General features: G+C 75.1%; 9 protein-coding genes. 2 read left to right on the top strand and 7 right to left on the bottom strand.

Annotated elements, in window-relative coordinates:
- Nucleotides 1-163 precede the first annotated feature (163 nt).
- Both ACFC1T_RS24090 and ACFC1T_RS24085 read left to right on the top strand, forming a co-directional pair.
- Nucleotides 164-1,258 carry a DUF5937 family protein gene (locus tag ACFC1T_RS24090; RefSeq protein WP_375891674.1) on the top strand — a complete coding sequence of 365 codons (1,095 nt, stop codon included), beginning with the start codon at nucleotides 164-166 and terminating at the stop codon, nucleotides 1,256-1,258.
- 65 nt (nucleotides 1,259-1,323) lie between these two features.
- On the top strand, nucleotides 1,324-2,175 hold the full coding sequence (locus tag ACFC1T_RS24085) for a PhzF family phenazine biosynthesis protein (RefSeq protein ID WP_375891672.1): 852 nt from the start codon (nucleotides 1,324-1,326) through the stop codon (nucleotides 2,173-2,175).
- A 51-nt stretch (nucleotides 2,176-2,226) separates the two neighbouring features.
- Here the strand turns inward: ACFC1T_RS24085 and ACFC1T_RS24080 are convergent, their stop codons facing one another.
- From ACFC1T_RS24080 to ACFC1T_RS24050, 7 genes are all read right to left on the bottom strand, one after another.
- Nucleotides 2,227-3,456, bottom strand: coding sequence for a PLP-dependent aminotransferase family protein (locus ACFC1T_RS24080; protein WP_375891700.1), 1,230 nt, complete (start codon nucleotides 3,454-3,456; stop codon nucleotides 2,227-2,229).
- 65 nt (nucleotides 3,457-3,521) lie between these two features.
- Nucleotides 3,522-4,673 carry an alpha-hydroxy acid oxidase gene (locus ACFC1T_RS24075; protein WP_375891670.1) on the bottom strand — a complete coding sequence of 384 codons (1,152 nt, stop codon included), beginning with the start codon at nucleotides 4,671-4,673 and terminating at the stop codon, nucleotides 3,522-3,524.
- A complete protein-coding gene (gene hppD / locus ACFC1T_RS24070; RefSeq protein WP_375891669.1) occupies nucleotides 4,670-5,803 on the bottom strand; it encodes a 4-hydroxyphenylpyruvate dioxygenase in 1,134 nt (377 codons plus the stop codon). Before hppD ends, ACFC1T_RS24075 begins: the two co-directional genes overlap by 4 nt.
- 131 nt (nucleotides 5,804-5,934) lie before the next feature.
- The gene (locus ACFC1T_RS24065; RefSeq protein ID WP_375891667.1) at nucleotides 5,935-7,230 is read right to left on the bottom strand and encodes an MFS transporter; all 1,296 of its coding nucleotides are present in this window, start codon (nucleotides 7,228-7,230) and stop codon (nucleotides 5,935-5,937) included.
- 83 nt (nucleotides 7,231-7,313) lie between these two features.
- Nucleotides 7,314-8,345 (bottom strand): aminotransferase class I/II-fold pyridoxal phosphate-dependent enzyme, encoded by a 1,032-nt coding sequence (locus tag ACFC1T_RS24060; RefSeq protein WP_375891665.1) that lies wholly within the window; start codon nucleotides 8,343-8,345, stop codon nucleotides 7,314-7,316.
- Nucleotides 8,345-9,391 (bottom strand): SAM-dependent methyltransferase, encoded by a 1,047-nt coding sequence (locus ACFC1T_RS24055; RefSeq protein WP_375891663.1) that lies wholly within the window; start codon nucleotides 9,389-9,391, stop codon nucleotides 8,345-8,347. Before ACFC1T_RS24055 ends, ACFC1T_RS24060 begins: the two co-directional genes overlap by 1 nt.
- 100 nt (nucleotides 9,392-9,491) lie before the next feature.
- Nucleotides 9,492-23,048, bottom strand: a complete 13,557-nt coding sequence (locus ACFC1T_RS24050) for an amino acid adenylation domain-containing protein (RefSeq protein ID WP_375891661.1) — start codon at nucleotides 23,046-23,048, stop codon at nucleotides 9,492-9,494.
- Between the last annotated feature and the right edge of the window lie 113 nt (nucleotides 23,049-23,161).

Below are 23,161 nucleotides of genomic sequence, written 5' to 3'. Positions count from 1 at the left end.
GCCCAGGTGGCGCCGCGTGTCGCGTGGATTGACGGTTAGCGTCAATCGGCGTGGGAGGGGGTGCGGGCGGTGGCAGGATTTCGATCGTGAGTGAGCGAAGCGAGCGAACCGCCAAGAGGTGCGTGTGGGCGAATGCCCCTGCCGAGCGCAGCGAGGTGGGCGCATGAGTGTGACCATCGACATCACCGGCCTGCCCGAGGAGCGCCTGCTCTTCGCGCCCTCGCCGCTCGCCGAGCTGAACGCCATGCTGCACGTGCTCGCCGAGCCCGCGCACCACCCGGCGTTGCAGGGCTGGGCGGCCTCCACCACCACGGCGATCCCGCCGGAGCTGTCCGAGCGGCTGCTGGAGGCGGACTTCCTCTGGCGGTCCTCGCGGGCCGACTTCCTGGTGCCCGGTCAGCCCGCCGCCACCCTCGCCGAGGAGCTCGACGCCGTCGACCGGGTCGACGACGAGCTGTACGTGACCGCGGCCCTGATCACCACCTGCGGCTCCTCCCGGCTCAACCGGCGGACGGCCTCCCCGCTCAGCGACCCCGCCGCCAACGAGCGCGCCCGCGAGCTGGCCCTCGCCCGCGGCCCCCGGCAGGCGGCCTTCGCGGACCGGCTGCTCGCCGACCCGCCCGCCGTCCGGGCGCTGGTGCGCCGGATGCTGGAGGACTGCGAGTCGGCGTTCTTCGCCGACGCCTGGCAGCGGGTCCTGCCCGGGCTGGCCGCGGACTCCCGGCACAAGGCCGACCTGCTCGCCCGCCGCGGCCTGGCCGAGGCCATCGGCGCGCTGTCGCCGTCCGTCGGCCTGGACGAGAGCGGCGGGCGGCGGCGGATCGTCATCGACAAGCTCCAGGACTCCGGCACCAGCGGCACCGACGGCAACGGGGTCACCTTCATCCCCACCGCCTTCGGCCGCCCCCACCTGCTGGCGGTGCACGCCCCGGGCTGGCGGCCGGTCCTGCAGTACCCGGTGGCCGAGGCCGGGCTGCCCGAGCCGGTCTCGCTCGCGCTGGTCCAGCAGCGGCTGGAGGCGCTCGCCCACCCGATCCGGCTGCGGCTGGCCCGCACCATCGCCCGCGGCCCGCACACCACCGGCGAACTCGCCGCGGCCTGGCAGTTGAGCGCCCCCGAGGTGTCCCGCCACCTGGCGGTGCTGCGCAAGGCCGGGCTGCTGGTCACCGAGCGGCGTGGGCGGTACATGCTCTACCAACTGGACCTGTCCGGCAGCGCCCGGCTCGGCGCGGACTTCCTGGAGGCGGTGCTGCGGTGAGCGGGCCGTACGTGGACGAGGGGAACGGCGGGAACAGCGGGCGGCCGGAACACGTTCGTCCGGTCATGACCGACGACGCTCCTGAGATCCTCCGCTACGCCGCCTTCGCGATCCGCCCCGAGGGCGGCAACCCCGCCGGCGTGGTGCTCGACGCCACCGGACTGACCGCCGAGCGGATGCTCGCCGTCGCCGCCGAGGTCGGGTACTCCGAGACCGCCTTCCTGACTCCGGGCAGCGAGCAGGGCGCCTACCACGTGCGGTACTTCAGCCCGCTGCTGGAGGTGCCGTTCTGCGGGCACGCGACGGTGGCCGCCGCCGTCGCGGTCGCCGAGCGGTCCGGCCCGGGCCGCTACGTGTTCGGCACGGCGGCCGGGGACGTCCCGGTCGAGGTCGAGCGCGGCGCCGACGGCCTGCGGGCGACGCTCACCAGTGTCGAGCCGAAGGTCGAGGAGGTGTCGGCGGCGGACGTCGAGGAGGCGCTCGCGCTGCTCGGCTGGTCGGTCGCCGACCTGGACCCGGCGCTGCCGCCGCGGATCGGCTACGCGGGCGCCCGGCACCTGGTGCTGGCCGCCGGCACCCGCTCCCGACTGGCCCGGCTGGACTACGACTTCGACGGGCTGGCCGCGTTCATGAACGCCCGCGACCTGGTCACCCTGCAGCTGGTCTGGCGCGAGGCCCCCGAGGTCTTCCACGTCCGCGACCCGTTCCCGGTCGGCGGCGTGGTCGAGGACCCGGCCACCGGCGCGGCCGCGGCCGCCTTCGGTGCCTACCTGCGCGAGCTGGGCGCGGTGACCGCCCCGGCCGTGCTGACCCTGCACCAGGGCGAGGACCTCGGGCGCCCGGGCGTGCTGCGGGTCGAACTGCGGGCGGAGGACACCCGGGTGCGGGTCTCCGGCACGGCGGTGGCGATCCCGTAGTGCCTCGGCGCCGAGGGGGAGGGGAGAGGTCCTCCCCCTCGGCGCCCCGGCTCAGGACCGGGCGGCGAGCAGGGCGGCCAGGCCGTCCAGGCCCCGGTCGACGGTCGCCGGGTCCACCTGGCTGACGGAGAGCCGCAGTTGGCGCTCCCCGCCCGCACCGGGGTAGAAGTGGGACATCGGCGTCCAGATCACCCCGTACCGCGAGGCGGAGAGCTCCAGCAGGGCGTCGTCCACCACGCACGGCACCGTGAGCACCAGGAAGAAGCCGCCGCGCGGCTCGTTCCAGGTCACCCCGCCGCCCGGCGGGAAGCGCCGGGCCAGGCCCGCCAGCACCAGGGCGAGGTTGCGCCGGTAGAGCGCGGCGACCTCGGTGTTGGCGGCCCGCAGGCTGTGGCCGTGTTCGAGCAGCGCGCCGCCGATCACGGCCTGGGCGATCGGCGAGGTGTTCACCGTGGTCATGCTCTTGACCATGCCGAGCAGGTCGGCCAGCAGGACGCTGCCGCCCGCGCCGTCCGCCACCAGCTGGTCCGCGACCACGTAGCCGACCCGGGCGCCCGGGAGGGCCGTCTTGGCGAAGGACCCTAGGTGGACCACCCGCCGTGCGGTGTCCAGCGCCTTGAGCGAGGGCAGCCGCTCCTCGCCCGCGAACACGCAGTACGGGTTGTCCTCCAGGACCAGGAAGTCCTCCTCGGCGGCCAGCTCCAGCAGCTCCCGGCGCAGGTCCAGCGGCAGGCTGGCGCCGCTCGGGTTGGCCACGTCCGGGACCAGGTAGAGCGCCCGGGGGCGCAGTCCCTCGGCCCGGGCGTCGGCCAGCTGCCGGCGCAGGTCGGCGAGGTCGAGCCCGTCCGGGCCGTCGGCCACCGGCCGCACCGGCAGGTCCGCCAGCAGGGCGGCGCCGGTCAGCCCGACGTAGGTGGGCGAGACGGCCAGCACCACGTCCTCGGGGCCGCGGCGCAGCGCCCGCAGCACCAGGAACATCGCCTCCTGGCAGCCGACCGTCACCACGATCGACTCGGCGGGCACCTCGATGCCCTCGTCCACCGCGAGGTGCGCGGCGATCAGCTCGTGGATGATCCCCTTGGTCCGCCCGTACTGGAGCACCTGGCGCCGGGCCTGCTCCTCGGACAGGCCGCGCTCGCCGCGCAGGTGCGCGGTGTAGCGGTCCAGGTACCGGTGGACGGCGTCCAGGTCGAAGAACTGCTCGGCCGGGCGGCCGGCCGCGAAGGAGACCGCCTCCGGGTAGCGGATGGAGATCTCGTTGAGCAGGTTCATCGAGGTCATCGCCGGGTCGGCGAGGGAGGGGTGCAGGTCGGTCAGCCGCAGCTCGTGCGGCGGGGCGGTGACGGTCACGGGGCACTCCAGGCGGGGCAGGGCAGGGGGGTGGTGCGCAGCTCGGCGGCGGCGGTCAGGTCGGCGCAGCCGGCCAGGCCGAGGGCGTGCCGCAGTTCGGCGGCCAGCAGCTCCAGCACCCGGGCACAGCCCGGTTCGCCGTCGGCCGCCAGGCCCCAGATCGCCGGGCGGCCGAGCAGCACCCCGGATGCCCCGAGGGCCAGCGCGGTGAGCACGTCCGCGCCGCCGCGCACCCCGCTGTCCAGCAGCACCTGGCAGCCGCGCCCGGCCAGCGCCTCGGCGACGGCCGGCAGCGCCGTCAACGAGGGCACCGCCCGGTCGAGTTGGCGGCCGCCGTGGTTGGAGACCACCACGGCGGAGGCGCCCAGCTCGGCGGCCCGCAGGGCGTCCGCCGGGTCGAGCACCCCCTTGACCACCAGTGGCAGCCGGGTGTGCTCGCGCAGCCAGCCGAGGTCCGCCCAGGTGACGGCGGGGGAGAGCAGCTCGGCGGTGTGGGCGGCCACTGCCGAGACCTCGGCGGTGCTCCGGTGCGCCCGCCCGGCGGCGCCGCCCTCCAGCAGCGCCGCGCGGACGTCCCCGGGCAGGGCGAAGGCGTTGCGGGCGTCGCGCAGCCGGCGGCCCATGTACGGCACGTCGGCGGTCACGACCAGGCACTCGCTGCCCGCCGCCTCGGCCGCCGCGACCAGGTCGAGCAGCCGGGCCCGGTCGCGCAGCCAGTACAGCTGGAACCAGAGCGTGGCCCCGGTCGCGGCCAGCTCCTCGAAGCCGACGCTGCTGAGCGTGCCGACGGTGAACGGCACCCCCGCCGCGGCGGCCGCCCGGGCCGAGGCGAGTTCCCCCTCGGGGTGGAACAGCCGGTGGTAGGCGATCGGCGCCACCGCCACCGGCAGGGCCGAGCGGCTGGCCACCAGGGTCGCGGAGGTGTCGCAGGCGGAGACGTCGGCGAGCACCCGGGGCACCACGGCCTGCCGGTCGAAGGCCGCCCGGTTGGCGGCCAGGGTGCGCTCCTGCTCCGCACCGCCGGCCAGCCAGTCCCAGACCGGGGCGCTCAGCACGGCCCGGGCCGCCCGCTCGTACTCGGCCACGGACAGCGGCTGCCGCGGCGCGGCGGTGCCCGCGCCCGGCGGGGTCAGGACCGGCGCGCTCATCCGGCCACTTCGCTGGCGTTGCGCTGGAGTTCGACGGCCTCGTAGAGGGCGCGGATGTTGTTGCTGCCGAAGTTGCGGGCCCGGATGCGCTCGATCACCTCGAAGAAGAAGGTGCCGCGGGGGTGCTGGGAGCGGGTGAAGATCTGGAACAGCTGGCCGTCGTGGTCCTGGTCGACCAGCAGGTTCAGCTCGCGCAGCTGGTCGAAGGAGTGCCGCAGCGGGGTCAGCCGGGCGGGCAGGGCGTCGAAGTAGGTGCTCGGGGTACGCAGGAAGGGCACGCCGCGGGCGGCCATGGTGGAGACGGAGTGGACGGCGTCCTGGGAGGAGAAGGCCACGTGCTGGACCCCGGCGCCGCCGTGGTCGGCGAGGAAGGAGGCGATCTGGCCGCCGGCGTCCGGGGTGAGCGGCTCGATCAGGGTGAGGGTGACGCTGTGGTCGGGGCTCTGCACGACCATCGAGTCCATGCCGAGGGCGCCGACCTCGATCCGCTCCTCGAAGACCATCCGGAAGCCGAAGACCTCCTGGTAGTGCCGGACGGTCGCGCGCAGTTCGCCGGAGGGGACGCAGACCGCGAAGTGGTCGACGGAGCGCAGGCCCACCTCCGCGGCACCGGTCACGGGGGCCGCGTCGGGCAGGCCGGGGATCCGGTCGGCGGGGACGTCCGGGCCCCGCTCGATCAGGGTGTGCACCACGTCGCCGAAGGCGCCGACCACGGCGGTGACACAGCCGTCCGCGGCCTGCGGCGGGCGCAGCCCGTCGGCGCCCCGCCCGGTCAGCGCGCGGTAGGCGGCGGTGGCGTCCGGGACCCGCAGGGCCAGTGCGGCCACGCCGTCCTCGTGGCGGGCCAGGTACGCGGTGGCCGGGTGGCCGGCGGCCAGCGGCTGGGTGAGCAGCAGCCGGATCGCGGCCTGGCCGAGCAGGGCGGAGACGCAGCGCTCGGCGCTCGTGCCGCGCTCGGTGGGCGGGACGAGCAGGTCGAAGCCGTACTCCGCGGTCAGCCGGGCGACGTCGGCGGCGAGGTCGGTGACGTAGAACTCGACGTGGTCCAGGGCGAGTTCGAGCGGCTCCCCGGCGTCGGTGGTGAGGTCGGTGAGGTCGGTGGGGAGCTCGGGAGAGGAACGGTCGGGCATCTGAGGGGCTCTCTCGTGAGGAGTGCGCGGAGGCCCGCCCCGGCGGCGGTGCGGTGCGGCAGGGCCGCCGCCGGGTGGGCCGGTGGCGTGGTGCGGGCCTGGGTGGTGCGGGGACGGGAGGTGCGGGACGGTCAGGTGGACTGGAGGCGCGGGGCGGGCTCGGTCTCCTCGGCCGGGGCCTGGGCCGGGGCCGGGGCGAGCTCTCGGGCGGGCTGCTCCGCCGACTCCACCTCGTCCTCGTCGTCCTCGATCGCCGCGTCGGGCTTGCCCAGCAGGTAGAGGCCGGACAGCAGCGCGCCGATCACCATGGCGACCAGCACCGTGCGGAAGTCCAGCGCGGCCACCAGGCCGGCGCCGACGCCGATGGCGATCGCCTGCGGGGCGGTGAGGGCGAGGTTGACGGCCGCCTGGGTGCGGCCCATCAGCTGCGGCGGGGTCAGCGACTGGGCGGCGGTGGCCAGGCCGACCACGCCGGCCGGCATGCCGGCCCCGGCGATCAGCAGACCGGCCGCCACCACCCACACCGAGGGCGCCAGCAGCAGCAGGGCGCCGACCCCGAAGGTGGCCGAGCCGAGCATGACGGTCCTGCGGGGGCCGAGCTTGCCGATCAGGATGCCGCCCAGCACCGAGCCGCCGAGCGCCCCGACCGCCTCCACCGTCTCCAGCACGCCCAGGAACTGCGGCGAGCGGCCCAGTCCGTGCTGGATGAGCGAGAACAGCACCGGCTGGAGGAAGCTGAGCACGGTCGCGGTGGCGGTGGTCGCGATCAGCAGCGGCAGCAGCGAGGCGGTGGAGCGCAGGTGCTGGAAGCCCGCCAGCACCTCGGTGCGCCAGTGCCGCCCGGACGGCTCCGGCTTGGACTCGGGCACCCGCAGCGCCAGGAAGGCGAGCGCGGCCGCGAGCAGGATGCCGATGTCGACCAGGGCGACGGCCCGGCCGCCGAGCCACCCGTACAGGCCGGAGCCGACCAGCGGTGCGACCAGGGTGGTGCCCGCCCGCATGGTCTGGGTGAACCCGACGGCCGCGCCGAAGTCCTGACGCTCCGTCAGGATGGTGCGCAGCATCGCGCTCTGGGCCGGGGTGAGGACGGCCCCGGCCAGCCCGTAGAGCACCGCGGTGCCGTAGATGATCCACAGGTGGCCGCGGCCGTCGACCAGCAGCAGCGGCGAAACCGCCACCGCCAGACCGAGGTTGACCGCGACCAGCAGCGGCCGTCGGCGGACCCGGTCGGCGACCAGGCCGCCGAGCGGCAGCAGCAGCATCGGGACGGCGTAGCAGAACATGACCAGACCGGCCGCCGAGCTGCTCCCCGTCAGGACCTTGGCCCAGATGCCGAGGGCGATGAAGAGCGCGCTGTCCCCGAGGACGGACAGCGTCTGTCCCGCGATGTAGAGCCGGAACTCCGGCCGCGCCAGAAGTGGGTGCATGTCCTGTCCTGTCCTTGACTGCTGTGTGTGCGGTGGGTGGTGCGGGTCCAGCGGGTCCAGCGGGTCCAGCGGGTCTGGCAGGCCTAGCGGGGCGGTGCGTCGGCGGCCCGGTGGGCGCGGGTGAAGCCCTCGATCACGGCGTCGACGGCGTCCTTCTCGCCGACGGCGATCCGGATGCCCTGGCCCGGGTAGAAGCGGACGGCCACCCCGAGCCGCTCCAGCTCCGCCTTGACCGGGAGCTGCTCCTCGGGTGAAGGCGCCGTCACCCAGAGGAAGTTGGTCAGGCTCGGCGGCACCGACCGGCCCAGGGCGAGCAGTTCGGCCCGCAGCCGGTCGCGTTCGGCGGCGATCTCGGCGATCCGCCGGTCCACCTCGTCCTGGGCGGCGACGGCGGCCAGCAGGCCCGCCTCCTGGAGCCGGTTCACCGCGTACGGCACCTGGACGTCGCGCACCCGCCGCGCCACCGACTCCTCGGCGACGGCGTAGCCGATCCGCAGCGCGGCGAGGCCGTGCGACTTGGAGAGGGTGCGCAGCACCACCAGGTTGGGCCACTCGGCTATCCGGTCCGGCACCGCCGGGGCGGCCCAGCCCCGGGCGAAGTCGACGTAGGCCTCGTCCAGCAGGATCAGCGCGGTGGCCGGCACCTTGCGGAAGAAGTCGGTCAGTTCCGCCCAGGAGTAGACCGTGCCGGTCGGGTTGTGCGGGTTGCACAGCACGATGATCCGGGTGCGCCCGTCCACCCGGCCGGCCATCGCGGCCAGGTCGTGCCGGGCGTCCGGGCCGAGCGGGACGGACCGGGACTCGGCGCCGGCGATCGCGCAGAACAGCGGGTACGCGTCGAAGCAGGGGTCCGAGTGCACCACGTTGTCGCCGGGGCGGACGACGGAGTGGAAGAGGTCCAGGGCGACGCCGGCCGAGCCGTGGCCGACCACGACCTGCGCGGCCGGGACGTCCTGCCAGTCGGCGATGATCCGGGCGAAGCGCTCCGGGCGGAAGTCCGGGTAGCGGTTCAGGTCGCCGACCGCCCCCGCCAGGGCGGTCAGCACGGACGGCAGCGGCGGGTACGGGTGCTCGTTCTGGGCCAGCAGGTGTGCGGCCCCGGCTGCGGCGGCCATCAGTCGGCCTGGAGGACGTAGAGCCAGCTGTGCGGGGTGGCCAGCGCCTCGACCCGGTCGATCCGCAGCCCGGCGTCGGTGAACAGCTGCTCGTAGGTCTCCTTGGTGTGCAGCGGCACGCCCATCATCGCGTGGGCCAGTTCGAAGCCGACCGAGAAGACCGGCATCGCGCTCTGGGACTCGCCCGGGCCGCGCAGCATGGTGTCGCCGAGCACGAAGGTGCGGGCCTTGGGGAAGGCCTCGCGCATCCGGGTGAAGATCGAGGAGCGGGTGCTCGGGTCGGCGAGCAGGTCGTGCAGCAGGAAGAAGCTCATCACGGTGTCGACCTCGGCCACCTCGGCGGCCTCGGCGTCGTTGTCGATCTGGGTGCCGAGCAGGCCCAGCACGTCGGCCCGGACGGCGGTGACCCGGTCCTGCATCCCGGCGGCGGCGATGTCGGCGCGGGCGATGTCGGTGGCCGGGCGGCTGATGTCGATGCCCAGGCCGCGGCTTCCCTCGCGCTGGGAGACCACCCGGCGCACCCGGGCGGAGGTGCCGCTGCCCAGGTCGGCGATGGTGCGGAAGTCGATGCCGGAGAGCACGTCGGTGAGCTGCGCGGCGAACATCGACTGGTCGCACTGGGCGGAGCCGAGGGCGACCATCGCCTCGTCGCGGTACACGTCCTGGTTGTAGTGGTGCGAGCCGGTGCTCAGGTGCCCGGCGCGGCCGAACACGTCGTGGTAGCCGCCGACCGCCCAGGTGAAGTAGCCGCGGGCGGCGGCGATCTCGATGCCCGCCTCGGTGGGCAGGTAGCCGGCGCCGTCGGCCTTGAGGTAGCCGTAGTCGGCGGCGGCGCGCAGCACGGCCTCGGTGCGGGCGGTGTCGCCGCGCTGGGAGGTGGCCGTGGCGGCGGACAGCGCCTCGCCGCGGCCGATCTGCTCCAGCACGCCGATCCGGTCCAGCGCGAAGATCACGTTGGCGGCGATGAAGCCGTTGTAGGCGTCGGTCGACGAGATCGGCGCCGGGGTGACGCCGCGCCAGGTGTCGGGGATGACGGCAGTCTGCATCGGTGTGTCCATTCCTCGTGTGGGCCGGGTCGCGGCCGCTTGGCGTGGTGGTGCGGGGGGTGTCGCGGTGGTGCGGGGTGGTGCGGTGGTGAGGGGAGGCTCAGGGGCGGGGCGTGGGGGCCTGCGCGGGGTCGCGCAGGCGGTCGGCGAGCACCGGGCCGATGACCGCGAGGGCCTCCGGGCCGGTCATCGCGCCGTGGGTGCTGGGCACTTGGTGGACCTCCAGCCGGCCGCCCACGTGGGGCCGCCAGCTCTCGGGGTCGGGGGCGTCGGCCGGGCGGTCCTGGGCGGCGACGAAGACCAGCGCGTCGCCGTCGTAGCCGGGCAGCGGGGCGTCGCCGGCCAGCGCCAGGTTGGCCAGGAAGACCTCGACCACCCGGGCCACCCCGGCGCCGCTCAGCCCGGCCAGCGGGCCGGCGCCGTGCCGGACCAGCTCGGCGTAGCCCGCCTCGTCGGCGGGCCAGTCGGTGATCTCGCCGGCCTGCTGCCCGAGGGACTCCAGGATCGCGGCGAGCAGCGCCGGGTCGCGGTCGGGGGAGCCGCCGGTGGACCGGGGGCGGGAGCCGCCGGTGATCCGGTCGGGGGAGGCGCCGGTGATCCGGGCGTACTCGTCCAGCTCGGGGTAGCCGTCCAGCACGGCGAGCAGGTCGACCCGCTCGCCCTGCTCCCGAAGCAGCGCCGCCACGGCGTGGGCGACCGGGCCGCCGAAGGACCAGCCCAGCAGGGCGTACGGGCCCTCGGGGCGCACCGAGCGCAGTTCGGCCAGGTAGTCGCGGGCCATCTCCGCCAGGCTCGCCGGGTGGCGGGAGAGGTCGGCCAGGCCGGGGGCCTGGAGGCCGTAGATCGGCTGCTCGGCGTCCAGGTGGCGCAGCAGGCCGGTGTACACCCAGCTGATCCCGGCCGCCGGGTGCACGCAGAACAGCGGCGGGCGCGTGCCGCGGGTGCGGATCGGCAGCAGCACCGGGAAGTCCTCCTCGGCGGGGGCGCCGTCCCGGGCCGCGGCCAGCAGGTCGGCCAGCCCGGCGACGGTCGGCGCCCGGAACAGCGCCCGGACGCCGAGTTCGGCGCTGCCGGTCAGCTCGCGCAGCCCGGCGACCAGGCGCCCGGCCAGCAGCGAATGGCCGCCCAGCTCGAAGAAGTTGTCGTCGATGCCGACCCGCTCCAGGCCGAGCACGTCGGCGAACAGCCCGCAGAGCACCTCCTCCAGCGGGGTGCGCGGCGCCCGGCCGCCGCCCGCCCGGCCCGGCTCGGGGGCGGGCAGCGCCCGCTCGTCGAGCTTGCCGTTGGGGGTCAGCGGCAGGCGTTCCAGCGGCACCAGGGCGGCGGGCAGCATGTAGTCCGGCAGCTCGGCGGCCAGGTGGGTGCGCAGCGCGTCCAGGTCCGGCGCCCCGGCGTCCGGGGCCGGCACCAGGTAGCCGACCAGGCGCTTCTCGCCCGGGGCGTCCTCGCGCACCACCACGGCGGCGGAGGCCACCTCGGGCCGGCGGCTGAGCACCGAGCCGATCTCGCCCAGCTCGATCCGGAAGCCGCGGATCTTCACCTGGGCGTCGATCCGGCCCAGGTAGTCCAGTTCGCCGGAGGCCGTCCAGCGGGCCAGGTCGCCGGTGCGGTACATCCGGGTGCCGGGGGCGCCGAACGGGTCGGCGACGAAGCGCTCGGCGGTCAGCGCCGGGCGGCCCAGGTAGCCGCGGGCCAGGCCGGCCCCGGCGACGTACAGTTCGCCGGGCACCCCGGCGGGCACCGGGCGCAGCCGGGAGTCCAGCAGGTACAGCCGCAGGTCCGGGATGCCGGCGCCGATCAGCGACCGGGACTGCCCGGCGGCCGTGGCGGTGTCCAGCGGGCGGTAGGAGACGTGCACCGTGGTCTCCGTGATGCCGTACATGTTGACCAGCACCGGCGCGTCCTCGGCGTGCCGCTCGTACCAGGGCGCCAGCCGGGCCAGGTCGAGCGCCTCGCCGCCGAACACCACCCGGCGCAGGGCGAGTTGCGCGCCGAGTTCCGGCTCCTCCTGGTCGGCCTGCATCAACTGGTAGAAGGCGGACGGGGTCTGGTTCAGGACGGTGACCCGCTCGCGCACCAGCAGCTCCAGGAACTCCCGGGGCGAACGGCTGGTCCCGAAGGGCACCACGACCAGGCGGCCGCCGTGCAGCAGCGCGCCCCACAGCTCCCAGACCGAGAAGTCGAAGGCGTAGGAGTGGAACAGGGTCCAGACGTCCTGCGGGCCCGGGGCGAACCAGTGGTCGGTGGCGGCGAACAGCCGGGCGACGTTGCGGTGCGGGATCACCACGCCCTTCGGCCGGCCGGTCGAGCCCGAGGTGTAGATGACGTACGCCGGGTGGTCCGGGCCGAGCGCGGGGGCGGGGGAGGGGGCCTCGGCGGGCGTCCGGGCCAGTTCGGCGGCCGTCCCCGGGGCGTCGAGCAGCAGCAAGGGCAGCTGGGGGTCGGGCAGTCGGTCGGCGGCCGCGGTGGTGGTGAGCAGCAGCGCGGGCGCGGAGTCGGCCAGGGTGTAGGCGATCCGGTCGGCCGGGTAGTCCGGGTCGATCGGCACGTAGGCGCCGCCGGCCTTGAGCACCGCGAGTACGGCGACCACCAGTTCCACCGAGCGGGGCAGCGCCAGCGCCACCAGGCGCTCGGGGCCGACGCCGCGGGCGGCGAGGAGCCGGGCCAGCCGGTTCGCCCGGGCGTCCAGTTCGGCGTAGTCGATCCGCTCGTCCTCGTCGACCACCGCCACGGCCTGCGGGGTCCGGGCCGCCTGGGCCGCGAACAGCTCCGGGAGGGTGCGGGGTTCGGCGGCCGCCGGCCGATCGGTGGGCGCGCTCCAGTGGTCCAGGATCAGGGCCCGCTCGGCGGGGTCGAGGATCTCCGCCGCGTCGACCGGGCGGGCCGGATCGGCCAGCACGGCGGTCAGCAGCCGCTCGAAGCGCTCGCCGACCGCCGTCACCGTGGCCGGGTCGAACAGCTCCTCGGCGAACTCGACGACCACGCCGATCCCGGCCGGGGAACCGTCGGCGGCCAGCCGCTCGCTGAAACCGAAGGCCAGGTCGAACTTGGCGAGTTCGGCCGCCGAGGGCTCCACCCGGGCGGGCAGGCCGGCGAAGTCCAGGGCGGCCTCGGCCTCGGGCCCGGCGGCGAAGGTCAGCATCACCTGGAACAGCGGGTGCCGGGCCGTCGAGCGGGCCGGGTTGAGCACCTCGACCAGCCGCTCGAAGGGCACGTCCTGGTGCTCGAAGGCGTCCAGGTTGGCCTGCCGCACCCGCTCCAGCAGCGCGTGGAAGCTCGGGTCGCCGGAGAGGTCGGCGCGCAGCACCAGGGTGTTGACGAAGAAGCCGATCAGCTCGTCCAGCGCCTCGTCGGTGCGTCCGGCGACCGGGGTGCCGAGCGGGATGTCGGTGCCCGCGCCCAGCCGGCCCAGGGTGGCGGCCAGCGCGGCCTGCACCACCATGAACACGCTGGTACGGCTCTCCCGTGCCAACTCGACGACGGAGGCGTGGAGTTCGGCCGAGAGCCGGAACTCGACGGTGTCCCCGCGGCGGGTGGGTGACAGCGGCCGCTTGCGGTCGTAGGGGAGCGTCAGCTCCTCCGGGAGACCGGCCAGCGCCCGCTGCCAGTAGGCGAGTTGGACGTGCTGGGCGCCGTCCGGGTCGTCCTCCGCGCCGAGCAGCTCGCGCTGCCAGAGGGCGTAGTCGGCGTACTGGACGGGCAGCGGCCGCCAGTCGGGCTCCGCGTTCGCGCAGCGGGCCCGGTAGGCGGCGTCCAGGTCGCGCAGCAGCGGGCCGACGGACCAGCCGTCGCTGACGATGTGGTGCATCAGCACCAGCAGTGCCTGCTCGCCCTGCGGCAGGGAGAACAGCGTGGCCCGCAGCGGGAGTTCGACGGCCAGGTCGAAGGCCTCCCGGCTCGCGGCGGCCAGCGCGGCCCGCAGCTGCGCCTCGTCGGCCACCGTGCGGGTGTGCAGGGCGGGTTCGGCGCTCGGGGCGACCAGCTGGTGCGGCCGGCCGTCGGCGCCGGGGAAGGTGGTGCGCAGCACCTCGTGCCGGGCGACCACGTCGGCCAGGGCGCCGGCCAGGGCGTCGGCGTCCAGGGTGCCGTCGATCCGGAGCACGAGCGGGGTGTTGTAGAGCGCGCTCGGGCCCTCGAACTGGTCGATGAACCACAGGCGCTGCTGGGCGTGGGAGAGCGGGACCAGCTCCGGGCGCGGCCGGGGCAGCAGCCGGGCGCGGACCGGGCCGGTGCCCTCGCCCAGGTGGCCGGCCAGGGCGGCCACGGTCGGGTGGTCGAAGAGGGCGCGGATGGGGAGTTCGACGTCCAGGGCGGTGCGGATCCGGCTGATCAGCTTGGTGGCGAGCAGGGAGTGGCCGCCCAGGGCGAAGAAGTCGTCGTCGATGCTCAGGGCGGGTAGGCCGAGGGTCTCGGCGAACAGGGCGCACAGGGCCCGTTCGGCGGTGCTGCGGGGGGCGCGGCCCTCGGGGGTGCCGGAGTAGTCGGGGGCGGGCAGGGCGCGGCGGTCCACCTTGCCGTTGGCGGTGACCGGCAGCGCGTCCAGGGTGACGATCGCGGCCGGGACCATGTAGCCGGGCACCCGGTCGGCGAGGAAGGTCCGCAGTTCGTCGGGGGTGGCGTCGCCGGTGACGTAGGCGACCAGGCGCTTGTCCCCGGGCTGGTCCTCGCGGACCGTCGCCACCGCGTGCCCGACCGCCGGGTGGGCGGCCAGCGCCGTCTCCACCTCGGCCGGCTCGATCCGGAAGCCGCGGATCTTCACCTGGTCGTCGGCGCGGCCGAGGAACTCCAGCACGCCGTCCGCGCTCCACCGGACGATGTCGCCGGTGCGGTACATCCGCTCGCCCTTGCCGCCGAACGGGCAGGCCACGAAGCGCTCCGAGGTCAGCCCCGGGCGGCCCACGTAGCCCCGGGCCAGGCCGTTGCCCGCGAGGTACAGCTCACCGGGCACCCCGGCGGGGACGGGCCGCAGGGCGTCGTCCAGCACGTACGCCCGGGTGTTGGCCAGCGGGCGGCCGATCGGCACCACGGCCGGGACGTGCCCGCCGGGCGTCATGGTGAAGGTGGTCTTGATGGCCGTGGTCTCCGTCGGCGCGTACACCGCCACCACGTCCGTCTCCGGGCACGCCCGGAACAGCTGCCGGACGGCCTCCGGGGGCACCACGTCACCGCCGGTCCACACCTGGCGCACCCCGCGGAACGCCTCCGGGGTCTCCTCGGCCATCAGCCGCAGCAGACCGGAGGGCGCCTGCACCAGGGTGACGGCGTGCCGGGTGATGGTCGCGGCCAGCGCGGGGAGGTCGAGCTGTCCGGGGGCGGCCAGCACGATCCGCCCGCCGGTCACCAGCGGGGCCCACACCTCGGTGGTGGAGGCGTCGAAGGCGGTGGGCGAGTGCAGCAGGACGCTCTCGTGGTGGCCCTGGTGGAAGTGCGGGTTGGTGAGCAGGTCGACGACGTTGCGGTGGGTCACCGCGACGCCCTTGGGGAGGCCGGTCGAGCCGGAGGTGTACATCACGTAGAGCAGCTGGCCGGGGTGGGAGCGGCGGCCGGCGGGGGTCTGGGCGTTGGGGGTCCGGGCGGCGGGGGCGAGGCCGGTGGGGGCCTCGGTGACGTCGAGGGGGGTGGGGCCGGTGCCGGTGCCGTCGGTGCCGCTGTCGAGGACCGGGTGGTCGCGGTGGGCCGGGTCGACCAGGACGAGCTGCGCCCGGGTGTCGGCGAGGATGTGCCGCATCCGGTCCAGCGGGTACCGGGCGTCCAGCGGGACGTACGTGCCGCCCGCCTTGGTGACCGCCAGGATCGCCGTCACCAGCTCGGCCGAGCGGTCCATCAGGATCGCGACCGGCTCCTCCACCGCCAGCCCGCGGGCCAGCAGCACGGCGGCCAGGGCGCCCGCCCGGGCGTCGAGTTCGGCGTAGCTCAGCCGCCCGGTGTCGGACACCACGGCCACCGCCTCGGGGGTGGCGGCCGCCCGGGCCTCGAACAGCTCGGACAGCGTGCTGTCGGCGATCGGGACGGCGGTGTCGTTCCAGCCGGTGAGCAGCTGCTCGCGCTCGGCCGGGTCGAGGATCTCGATGGTGCCGATCGGCGCGTCCGGGTCGGTGGCGGCGGCCTCCAGGACGCGCAGCAGGCGCTCGGCGAGGGTGGCGACGGTGGCGTGGTCGAAGAGGTCCGCCGCGTACTCCACGGCCGCGGCCACGCCGAGCGGGGTGCCGTCCGCGTCGTGCTGCTCGGTGAAGTTGAAGTTCAGGTCGAAGTGCGCCTGGGACTCGCCCGCGCCCTCCAGCACCCCGCTGACCCCGCCCAGGCTGAGCACGGGGGCCGGGCCGCTGCTCACCGTGAGGACGGTCTGGAAGAGCGGGTGGCGGGCCGGGGTGCGGGTGGGGTTGAGCTGTTCGACCAGGCGCTCGAAGGGGAGGTCCTGGTGCTCGAAGGCGTCCAGGGCGGTGCGGCGGACCCGGTCCAGCAGCTCGCGGAAGCCGGGGTCGCCGGAAGTGTCGGTGCGCAGGACGAGGGTGTTGACGAAGAAGCCGACCAGGTCGTCCAGGGCTTCGTCGGTGCGTCCGGCGACGGGGGTGCCGAGCGGGAGGTCGGTGCCGGCGCCGAGCCGGGTGTACAGCGCGGCGACGGCGGCCTGCACGACCATGAACAGGCTGGCCCGGTTGGCAGCGGCCAACTCGCTGAGCCGCCGGTGCAGTTCGGCGTCCAGCCGGTACTCCACCGTCCCGGCCCGGTGGCTCGGGGCGGCCGGTCGCGGCCGGTCGTACGGGAGCGCCAGCTCCTCCGGGAGCTCGGCCAGGACCTGCTTCCAGTGGGCGAGTTGGGTGTGCTGGGCGCCGTCCGGGTCGTCCGCGGTGCCGAGCAGGCCGCGCTGCCAGAGGGTGTAGTCGGCGTACTGGACGGGCAGCGGCCGCCAGCCGGGTTCCGTGTGGGCCAGGCGGGCCCGGTAGGCGGTGTCCAGGTCGCGCAGCAGCGGGCCGACGGACCAGCCGTCGCTGGCGATGTGGTGCAGCAGGACGACCAGGGCGTGCCGTTCGGCGTTCAGCGAGAACAGCGAGACCCGGATCGGCAGGTCCTCGGCGAGCCGGAACACCGCGCCGGTGGCCTCGGCCACGGCGGCGCGCAGCTCCGTTTCGTCGGCCACCGTGCGGGCGTGCAGGGCGGGTTCGGCGTGCGCGGCGATCAGCTGGTGAGGCCGGCCGTCGGTGGCCGGGAAGGTGGTGCGCAGCACCTCGTGGCGGGCGACCAGGTCGGTCAGGGCCCCGGCCAGGGCCTCGGGGTCGATCTCTCCGCTGAGGTGGGCGACGAACGGGGTGTTGTAGAGCGCGCTCGGGCCCTCGAACTGGTCGATGAACCAGAGGCGTTGCTGGGCGGGGGAGAGCGGTACCAGGGCGGGCCTGGCCTGCGGGCGCAACGCCGGGCGGGCCGGGGTGTCGACGGTCGGCAGGGTGGTGGCCAGGGCGGCGACGGTGGGGTGGTCGAAGAGGGCGCGGATGGGGAGTTCGACGTCCAGGGCGGTGCGGATCCGGCTGATCAGCTTGGTGGCGAGCAGGGAGTGGCCGCCGAGGGCGAAGAAGTCGTCGTCGATGCCGAGGGCGGGCAGGCCGAGGGTTTCGGCGAACAGGGCGCAGAGGGCCTGCTCGGTGCCGGTGCGGGGGGCGCGGCCCTCGGGGGTGCCGGAGTAGTCGGGGGCGGGCAGGGCGCGGCGGTCGACCTTGCCGTTGGGGGTGACGGGGAGGGCGTCGAGGACGAGGACGGCGGCCGGGAGCATGTAGCCGGGGAGGCGCTCGCCTGCGAAGGCGCGCAGTTCGCCGGGGGTGGCGTCGCCGGTGACGTAGCCGACCAGGCGCTTGTCGCCGGGCTGGTCCTCGCGGACCAGGGCGAGGGCCTGGCCGACGGCGGGGTGGGCGGTGAGGGCGGCCTCGACCTCGCCGAGTTCGATCCGGAAGCCGCGGATCTTGACCTGGTCGTCGGCACGGCCGAGGAACTCCAGCACGCCTTCGCTGGTGCGGCGGACGAGGTCGCCGGTGCGGTACATCCGGCTGCCGGGGGCGCCGTGCGGGTCGGCGACGAAGCGTTCGGCGGTGAGGGCGGGGCGGCCGACGTAGCCGCGGGCCAGGCCGTGTCCGGCGAGGTAGAGCTCGCCGGGGACGCCGACCGGGACGGGCCGCAGACCGCTGTCGAGGACGTAGGCCCGGGTGTTGGGGAGCGGGCGGCCGATCGGGACGCTGTCAGGTACCTCGGCCGGGGTGGTCATCCGGTGGTGGGTGGCGAAGGTGGTGGTCTCGGTCGGGCCGTAGCCGTCGACCACGGCCAGGCCGGGGCAGGCGGTCATGACGCGGCGGACGGCGGCGGGGGCGACCACGTCGCCACCGGTCCACACCTCCCGGAGGCCGGTGAAGAGGGTCGGCGCCTCGGTGGCCATGACGTTGAACAGTCCGGCGGTGAGCCAGGCGGCGGTGACGCCGCCTCGCTGGAGGGTGTCGGTGAGTTCGGTGACGCCGAGGCGTCCGGCGGGGGCGAGGACGAGACGGGCGCCGGAGAGGAGCGGGGCCCAGAGTTCGTAGGTGGAGGCGTCGAAGGCGGTGGGGGAGTGGACCAGGACGCGTTCGTGGGCGCCGCCCGCGAAGGTGCCGCCGAGCGCGAGGTCGACGACGGAGCGGTGGGTGACGCCGATGCCCTTCGGCGTGCCGGTGGAGCCGGAGGTGTGCATCACGTAGGCCAACTGCTCCCCGGTGGCCACGAGTTCGAGGTTGGCGGCTCGTTCCTCGCCGACCGCGAGGGTGGTCAGCCCGGCCAGGGCGGGGTGGTCGCGGTCGGTGACGGCGATCCGGGCGCCCGCGTCGGCGAGGACGGCCGCGAGGCGCTCGTGCGGTTGGGCGTCGTCCAGCGGGACGTAGCTGCCGCCGGCCTTGAGCACCGCGAGCAGGGCGATGACCAGGGCGGGAGAGCGCTCCAGCAGCAGGGCGACGGGGGTCTCGGTGCCGACGCCCGCCTCGGCCAGGCGCAGGGCCAAACCGTTGGCCCGGGCGTTGAGTTCGGCGTACGTCAGCTCGGTGGAGCCCGCGACCAGGGCGATCGCCTCGGGCGTCGCGGCGGCCTGGGCCTCGAACAGCTCGGGCACGCTCCCCGAGGGCAGCTGCGTCACCGGGCCGTGCCAGCCGGTGAGCAGCTGCTCGCGCTCGGCCGGGTCGAGGATCTCGATGGTGCCGATCGGCGCGTCGGGGTCGGCGACGGCGGCCCGGAGGACGCGCAGCAGGCGCTCGGCGAGGGTGGTGACGGTGGCGTGGTCGAAGAGGTCCGCCGCGTACTCCACCGCGCCGGAGAGGCCGCCCGGTCCGCCTGGTCCGCTCAGCTCGGCGAAGCCGAAGGAGAGGTCGAACTTGGCCACGTTGAGGTCGAACTCCAGCTCGCCGCAGGGGAGGCCGCCGAAGGTCTGCTGCGCCTTCGCCTGGTTCTCCAGGGCGATGAGGGTCTGGAAGAGCGGGTGGCGGGCCGGGGTGCGGGTGGGGTTGAGCTGCTCGACCAGGCGCTCGAAGGGCACGTCCTGGTGCTCGAAGGCGTTGAGGTCGGACTGCCGTACCCGGTCCAGGAGTTCGCGGAAGCTGGGGTCGCCGGAGGTGTCGGTGCGCAGCAGGAGGGTGTTGACGAAGAAGCCGACCAGGTCGTTGAGGGCTTCGTCGGTGCGTCCGGCGACGGGGGTGCCGAGCGGGAGGTCGGTGCCGGCGCCGAGGCGGGTGTAGAGGGTGGCGACGGCGGCTTGCAGGACCATGAACAGGCTGGCCCGGTTGGCGGTGGCCAACTCGCCCAGCCGCTGGTGCAGTTCGGCGTCGACGGTGAACTCGACCAGCTCGCCCCGGTGGCTCGGCGCGGCCGGTCGCGGCCGGTCGTAGGGCAGCGCCAGTTCCTCCGGCGCGTCGGCCAGGGACGCCTGCCAGAAGGCGAGTTGCCGCCCGATCAGGCTGTCCTGGTCCTCCTCGTCGCCGAGGAGTTCGCGCTGCCAGAGGGTGTAGTCGGCGTACTGGACGGGCAGCGGCTTCCAGTCGGGTTCCGTGTGGGCGAGGCGGGCCCGGTAGGCCTCGCCCAGGTCGCGGAAGAGCGGGGCGACCGACCAGCCGTCGCTGGCGATGTGGTGCAGCAGGAGCAGCAGCACGTGCCGTTCGCCGGGCAGCGAGAACAGCGCCGCCCGGAGGGGCAGTTCGGTGGCGAGGTCGAAGGCGTGCGCGTTCGCCCGGTCCAGCAGCCCGGCCAGCTCGGTCTCGTCGGCGACGGTGGTGACGGTCAGGGTGGGCTCGACGGAGTCGGTGACCAGCTGGTGGGGCTGCCCGTCGGCGACGGGGAAGAGGGTGCGCAGCACCTCGTGCCGGGCCAGCAGGTCGTGCAGGGCGGCGGTCAGGGCCCCGGTGTCGACCGGGCCGGTGAGCCGGAGTGCGAAGGGGGTGTTGTAGAGGGCGCTCGGGCCCTCGAACTGGTCGATGAACCAAAGGCGTTGCTGGGCGTAGGAGAGCGGTACCGGCTCAGGGCGGGTGCGCGCCGTCAGCCCGGCCCGCCCCGGGGTGGTGTCCGCGCCGAGGTGCTGGGCCAGGGCGGCGATGGTGGGGTGGTCGAAGAGGGTGCGCAGGGGGAGTTCGGTGCCGAGGGCGGTGCGGATGCGGCTGGTGAGCCGGGTGGCGAGCAGGGAGTGCCCGCCCAGGTCGAAGAAGTTGTCGTCGATGCTCGGCTCGGCGGTTCCGAGGACCTCGGCGAAGAGCGCGCACAGGGTCTGCTCGGTGGCGTTGCGGGCCGCCCGGCCGGGGGTGGCGGCGGAGTAGTCGGGGGCGGGGAGGGCTCGGCGGTCGACCTTGCCGTTGGAGTTGACCGGGAGGGCGGTCAGCGGCACGACGGCGGTGGGGACCATGTAGCCGGGCAGCCGGTCGGTGACGAAGGCGCGCAGCTCGTCGAGCGGGGCGTCGCCGGTGACGTAGGCGACCAGGCGCTTGTCACCGGGCCGGTCCTGGCGGACCGTCGCGAAGGCCTGCCGGACGGCCGGGTGGGCGGCGAACGCGGCCTCCACCTCGGCGAGTTCGATCCGGAAGCCACGGACCTTGACCTGGTCGTCCGTTCGACCGGCGAACTCCAGTTCTCCTGTGGTAGTCCAGCGGGCGAGGTCGCCGGTGCGGTACATCCGGCTGCCGGGGGCGCCGTAGGGGTCGGCGACGAAGCGTTCGGCGGTGAGGGCGGGGCGGCCGACGTAGCCGCGGGCCAGGCCGTGTCCGGCGAGGTAGAGCTCGCCGGGGACGCCGACCGGGACCGGCCGCAGGGCGTCGTCGAGGACGTACACCCGGCTGTTGGGCAGCGGCCGACCGATCGGCACCACGGCGGCCGGCACCTCGGCGGGGGAGGTCATCGCGCGGAGGGTGGCGAAGGTGGTGGCCTCGGTCGGGCCGTAGGCGTTCACCACCTTCAGCCCGGGGCAGGCTTCCAGGACGCGTCGCATGGCCGCCGGTGAGGCGATGTCCCCGCCGGTCCAGACCTCGCGCATCCCGGCGAAGGACTGCGGGGCCTCGGTGGCCAGCACGTTGAACAGGCCGGCGGTGATGAAGGCGCCGGAGACCTGCTGCCGGCCGAGCAGGTCGGCGAGTTCGGTGACGCCGAGCCGCCCGGGCGGGGCGATGACGAGACGGCCGCCGGAGAGCAGCGGGGCCCAGAACTCGTAGGTGGAGGCGTCGAAGGCGGTGGGGGAGTGCACCGCGACCCGGGCGAGGTGCTCCCCGGTGAAGGCCCCGCCGAGGGCGAGGTCGACGATCGCGCGGTGGGTGATGCCGATGCCCTTGGGGGTGCCGGTGGAGCCGGAGGTGTGCATGACGTAGGCCAACCGGTCGTCCACGATGGCCAGTTCGAGGTTCTCCGCGGTCTCCTCGCCGACGGTGAGGGTGGTCAGCCCGGCCAGCGCGGGGTGGTCGCGGTCGGTGACTGCTATCCGGGCGCCCGCGTCGGCGAGCACGGCCGCGAGGCGCTCCTGCGGTTGGGCGTCGTCCAGTGGGACGTAGCTGCCGCCGGCCTTGAGCACCGCCAGCAGGGCGACGGCCAGGGCGGGGGAGCGCTCCAGCAGCAGGGCGACGGGGGTCTCCGCCCGCACCCCGGCCTCGGCCAGGCGCAGGGCCAAACCGTTGGCGCGGGCGTTGAGTTCGGCGTACGTCAGCTCGGTGGAGCCCGCGACCAGGGCGATCGCCTCGGGCGTCGCGGCGGCCTGCGCCTCGAACAGCTCGGGCACGGAACCGGCCGGAAGCTGCGCCACCGGCCCGTGCCGGCCGGTCAGCAGGTCCTCGCGCTCGGCCGGGTCGAGGATCTCGATGGTGCCGATCGGTGCGTCCGGGTCGGCGGCGGCCGCCCGCAGCACCCGGGCGAGGCGCTCGCCGAGGGTGGCGGCGGTGGTGTGGTCGAAGAGGTCCGCCGCGTACTCCACCGCGCCGGTCAGGCCGTTGGCGGCGCCCTGTGCGTCGTGCTGCTCGACGAAGGCGAAGGACAGGTCGAACTTGGCGAGGTGCTGGTCGAGGACGTGCTCCCGGCAGGCGAGCCCGGCGAAGTCGGCGGGGAGGTCCTCGTCGCTGTCCAGCGTCAGCATGGTCTGGAAGAGCGGGTGGCGGGCCGGGACGCGGGCCGGGTTGAGCTGTTCGACCAGGCGCTCGAAGGGCACGTCCTGCTGGTCGAAGGCGTCCAGGTCGAGGCGGCGCACGCGGGCCAGCAGCTCGCGGAAGCTGGGGTCGCCGGTGGTGTCGGTGCGCAGGACGAGGGTGTTGACGAAGAAGCCGACCAGCTCGTCCAGGCCCTCGTCGGTGCGCCCGGCCACCGCGGTGCCCAGCGGGAGGTCTGTGCCGGCGCCGAGCCGGGTGTACAGCGTGGCGACGGCGGCCTGGAGGACCATGAACAGGCTGGCCCGTTCCTTCGCCGCCAACTCGGCCAGGTCCGCGTACAGTTCGGCGTCCAGGGCGAGTTCGGCGGCGCCGCCGAGCCGGGTGGGCGCGGCGGGTCGCGGCCGGTCGTAGGGGAGGGCCAGCTCCTCCGGGGCCTCGGCCAGGGCGCGCTGCCAGTGGGCGAGTTGGGTGGCGAGCACGCTCTCCGGGTCGTCCTCCTCGCCGAGGAGTTCGCGTTGCCAGAGGGTGTAGTCGGCGTACTGGACGGGCAGCGGCTCCCACTGCGGCGCGGCGCCGGCGAGGCGGGCCCGGTAGGCGGCGTCCAGGTCGCGGAAGAGCGGGGGGACGGACCAGCCGTCGCTGGCGATGTGGTGCATCAGCACCAGCAGCACGTGCTCCTCGGCGGAGAGCGAGAACAGCGAGCAGCGGATGGGCAGTTCGGTCGCGAGGTCGAAGACGTGCCCGGCCGCTGCGGTGAGCCGGGCGGTCAGCTCGGCCTCGTCGGCGACCGGGACGGCGGCCACCTCGACGGCGGTGACGGCGGGGCTCTGCGGCTCGGCGATCGACTGCTGCGGGCGGCCGTCGACGGCGGGGAAGGTGGTGCGCAGCACCTCGTGCCGGGCGAGCACGTCGCGCAGCGCGAGGGTGAGGACGGCGGCGTCGAGCCCACCGGTCAGCCGGACGGCGAACGGGGTGTTGTAGAGCGCGCTCGGGCCCTCCAGCTGTTCGATGAACCACAGCCGCTGCTGCGCGAACGACAACGGGATCACGGTCTGCCTCCGACGGATGACGTGCTGAGTGGGGACTGGGCGTTCGGGCCACCGGGGACGGCCGGTGGCCCGCGCGACCTGCGACGAGCGGCGAGCTGCGGGGACCCGGGAGG

It is taken from the genome of Kitasatospora sp. NPDC056076, from assembly GCF_042266305.1.
Classification (GTDB): Bacteria; Actinomycetota; Actinomycetes; order Streptomycetales; family Streptomycetaceae; genus Kitasatospora.
Note: the sequence above shows the minus strand (reverse complement) of the source record. Positions and strands in the feature narration are given on the sequence as shown.

Excerpts from the sequence above, each read along its gene's own strand:
- ACFC1T_RS24085 (WP_375891672.1), top strand. The coding sequence starts at position 1,324 with ATGACCGACGACGCTCCTGAGATCCTCCGCTACGCCGCCTTCGCGATC.
- ACFC1T_RS24060 (WP_375891665.1), bottom strand. The coding sequence starts at position 8,345 with ATGGCCGCCGCAGCCGGGGCCGCACACCTGCTGGCCCAGAACGAGCAC.
- ACFC1T_RS24090 (WP_375891674.1), top strand. The coding sequence starts at position 164 with ATGAGTGTGACCATCGACATCACCGGCCTGCCCGAGGAGCGCCTGCTC.
- hppD (WP_375891669.1), bottom strand. The coding sequence starts at position 5,803 with ATGCCCGACCGTTCCTCTCCCGAGCTCCCCACCGACCTCACCGACCTC.
- ACFC1T_RS24055 (WP_375891663.1), bottom strand. The coding sequence starts at position 9,391 with ATGCAGACTGCCGTCATCCCCGACACCTGGCGCGGCGTCACCCCGGCG.
- ACFC1T_RS24075 (WP_375891670.1), bottom strand. The coding sequence starts at position 4,673 with ATGAGCGCGCCGGTCCTGACCCCGCCGGGCGCGGGCACCGCCGCGCCG.
- ACFC1T_RS24080 (WP_375891700.1), bottom strand. The coding sequence starts at position 3,456 with ATGACCTCGATGAACCTGCTCAACGAGATCTCCATCCGCTACCCGGAG.
- ACFC1T_RS24065 (WP_375891667.1), bottom strand. The coding sequence starts at position 7,230 with ATGCACCCACTTCTGGCGCGGCCGGAGTTCCGGCTCTACATCGCGGGA.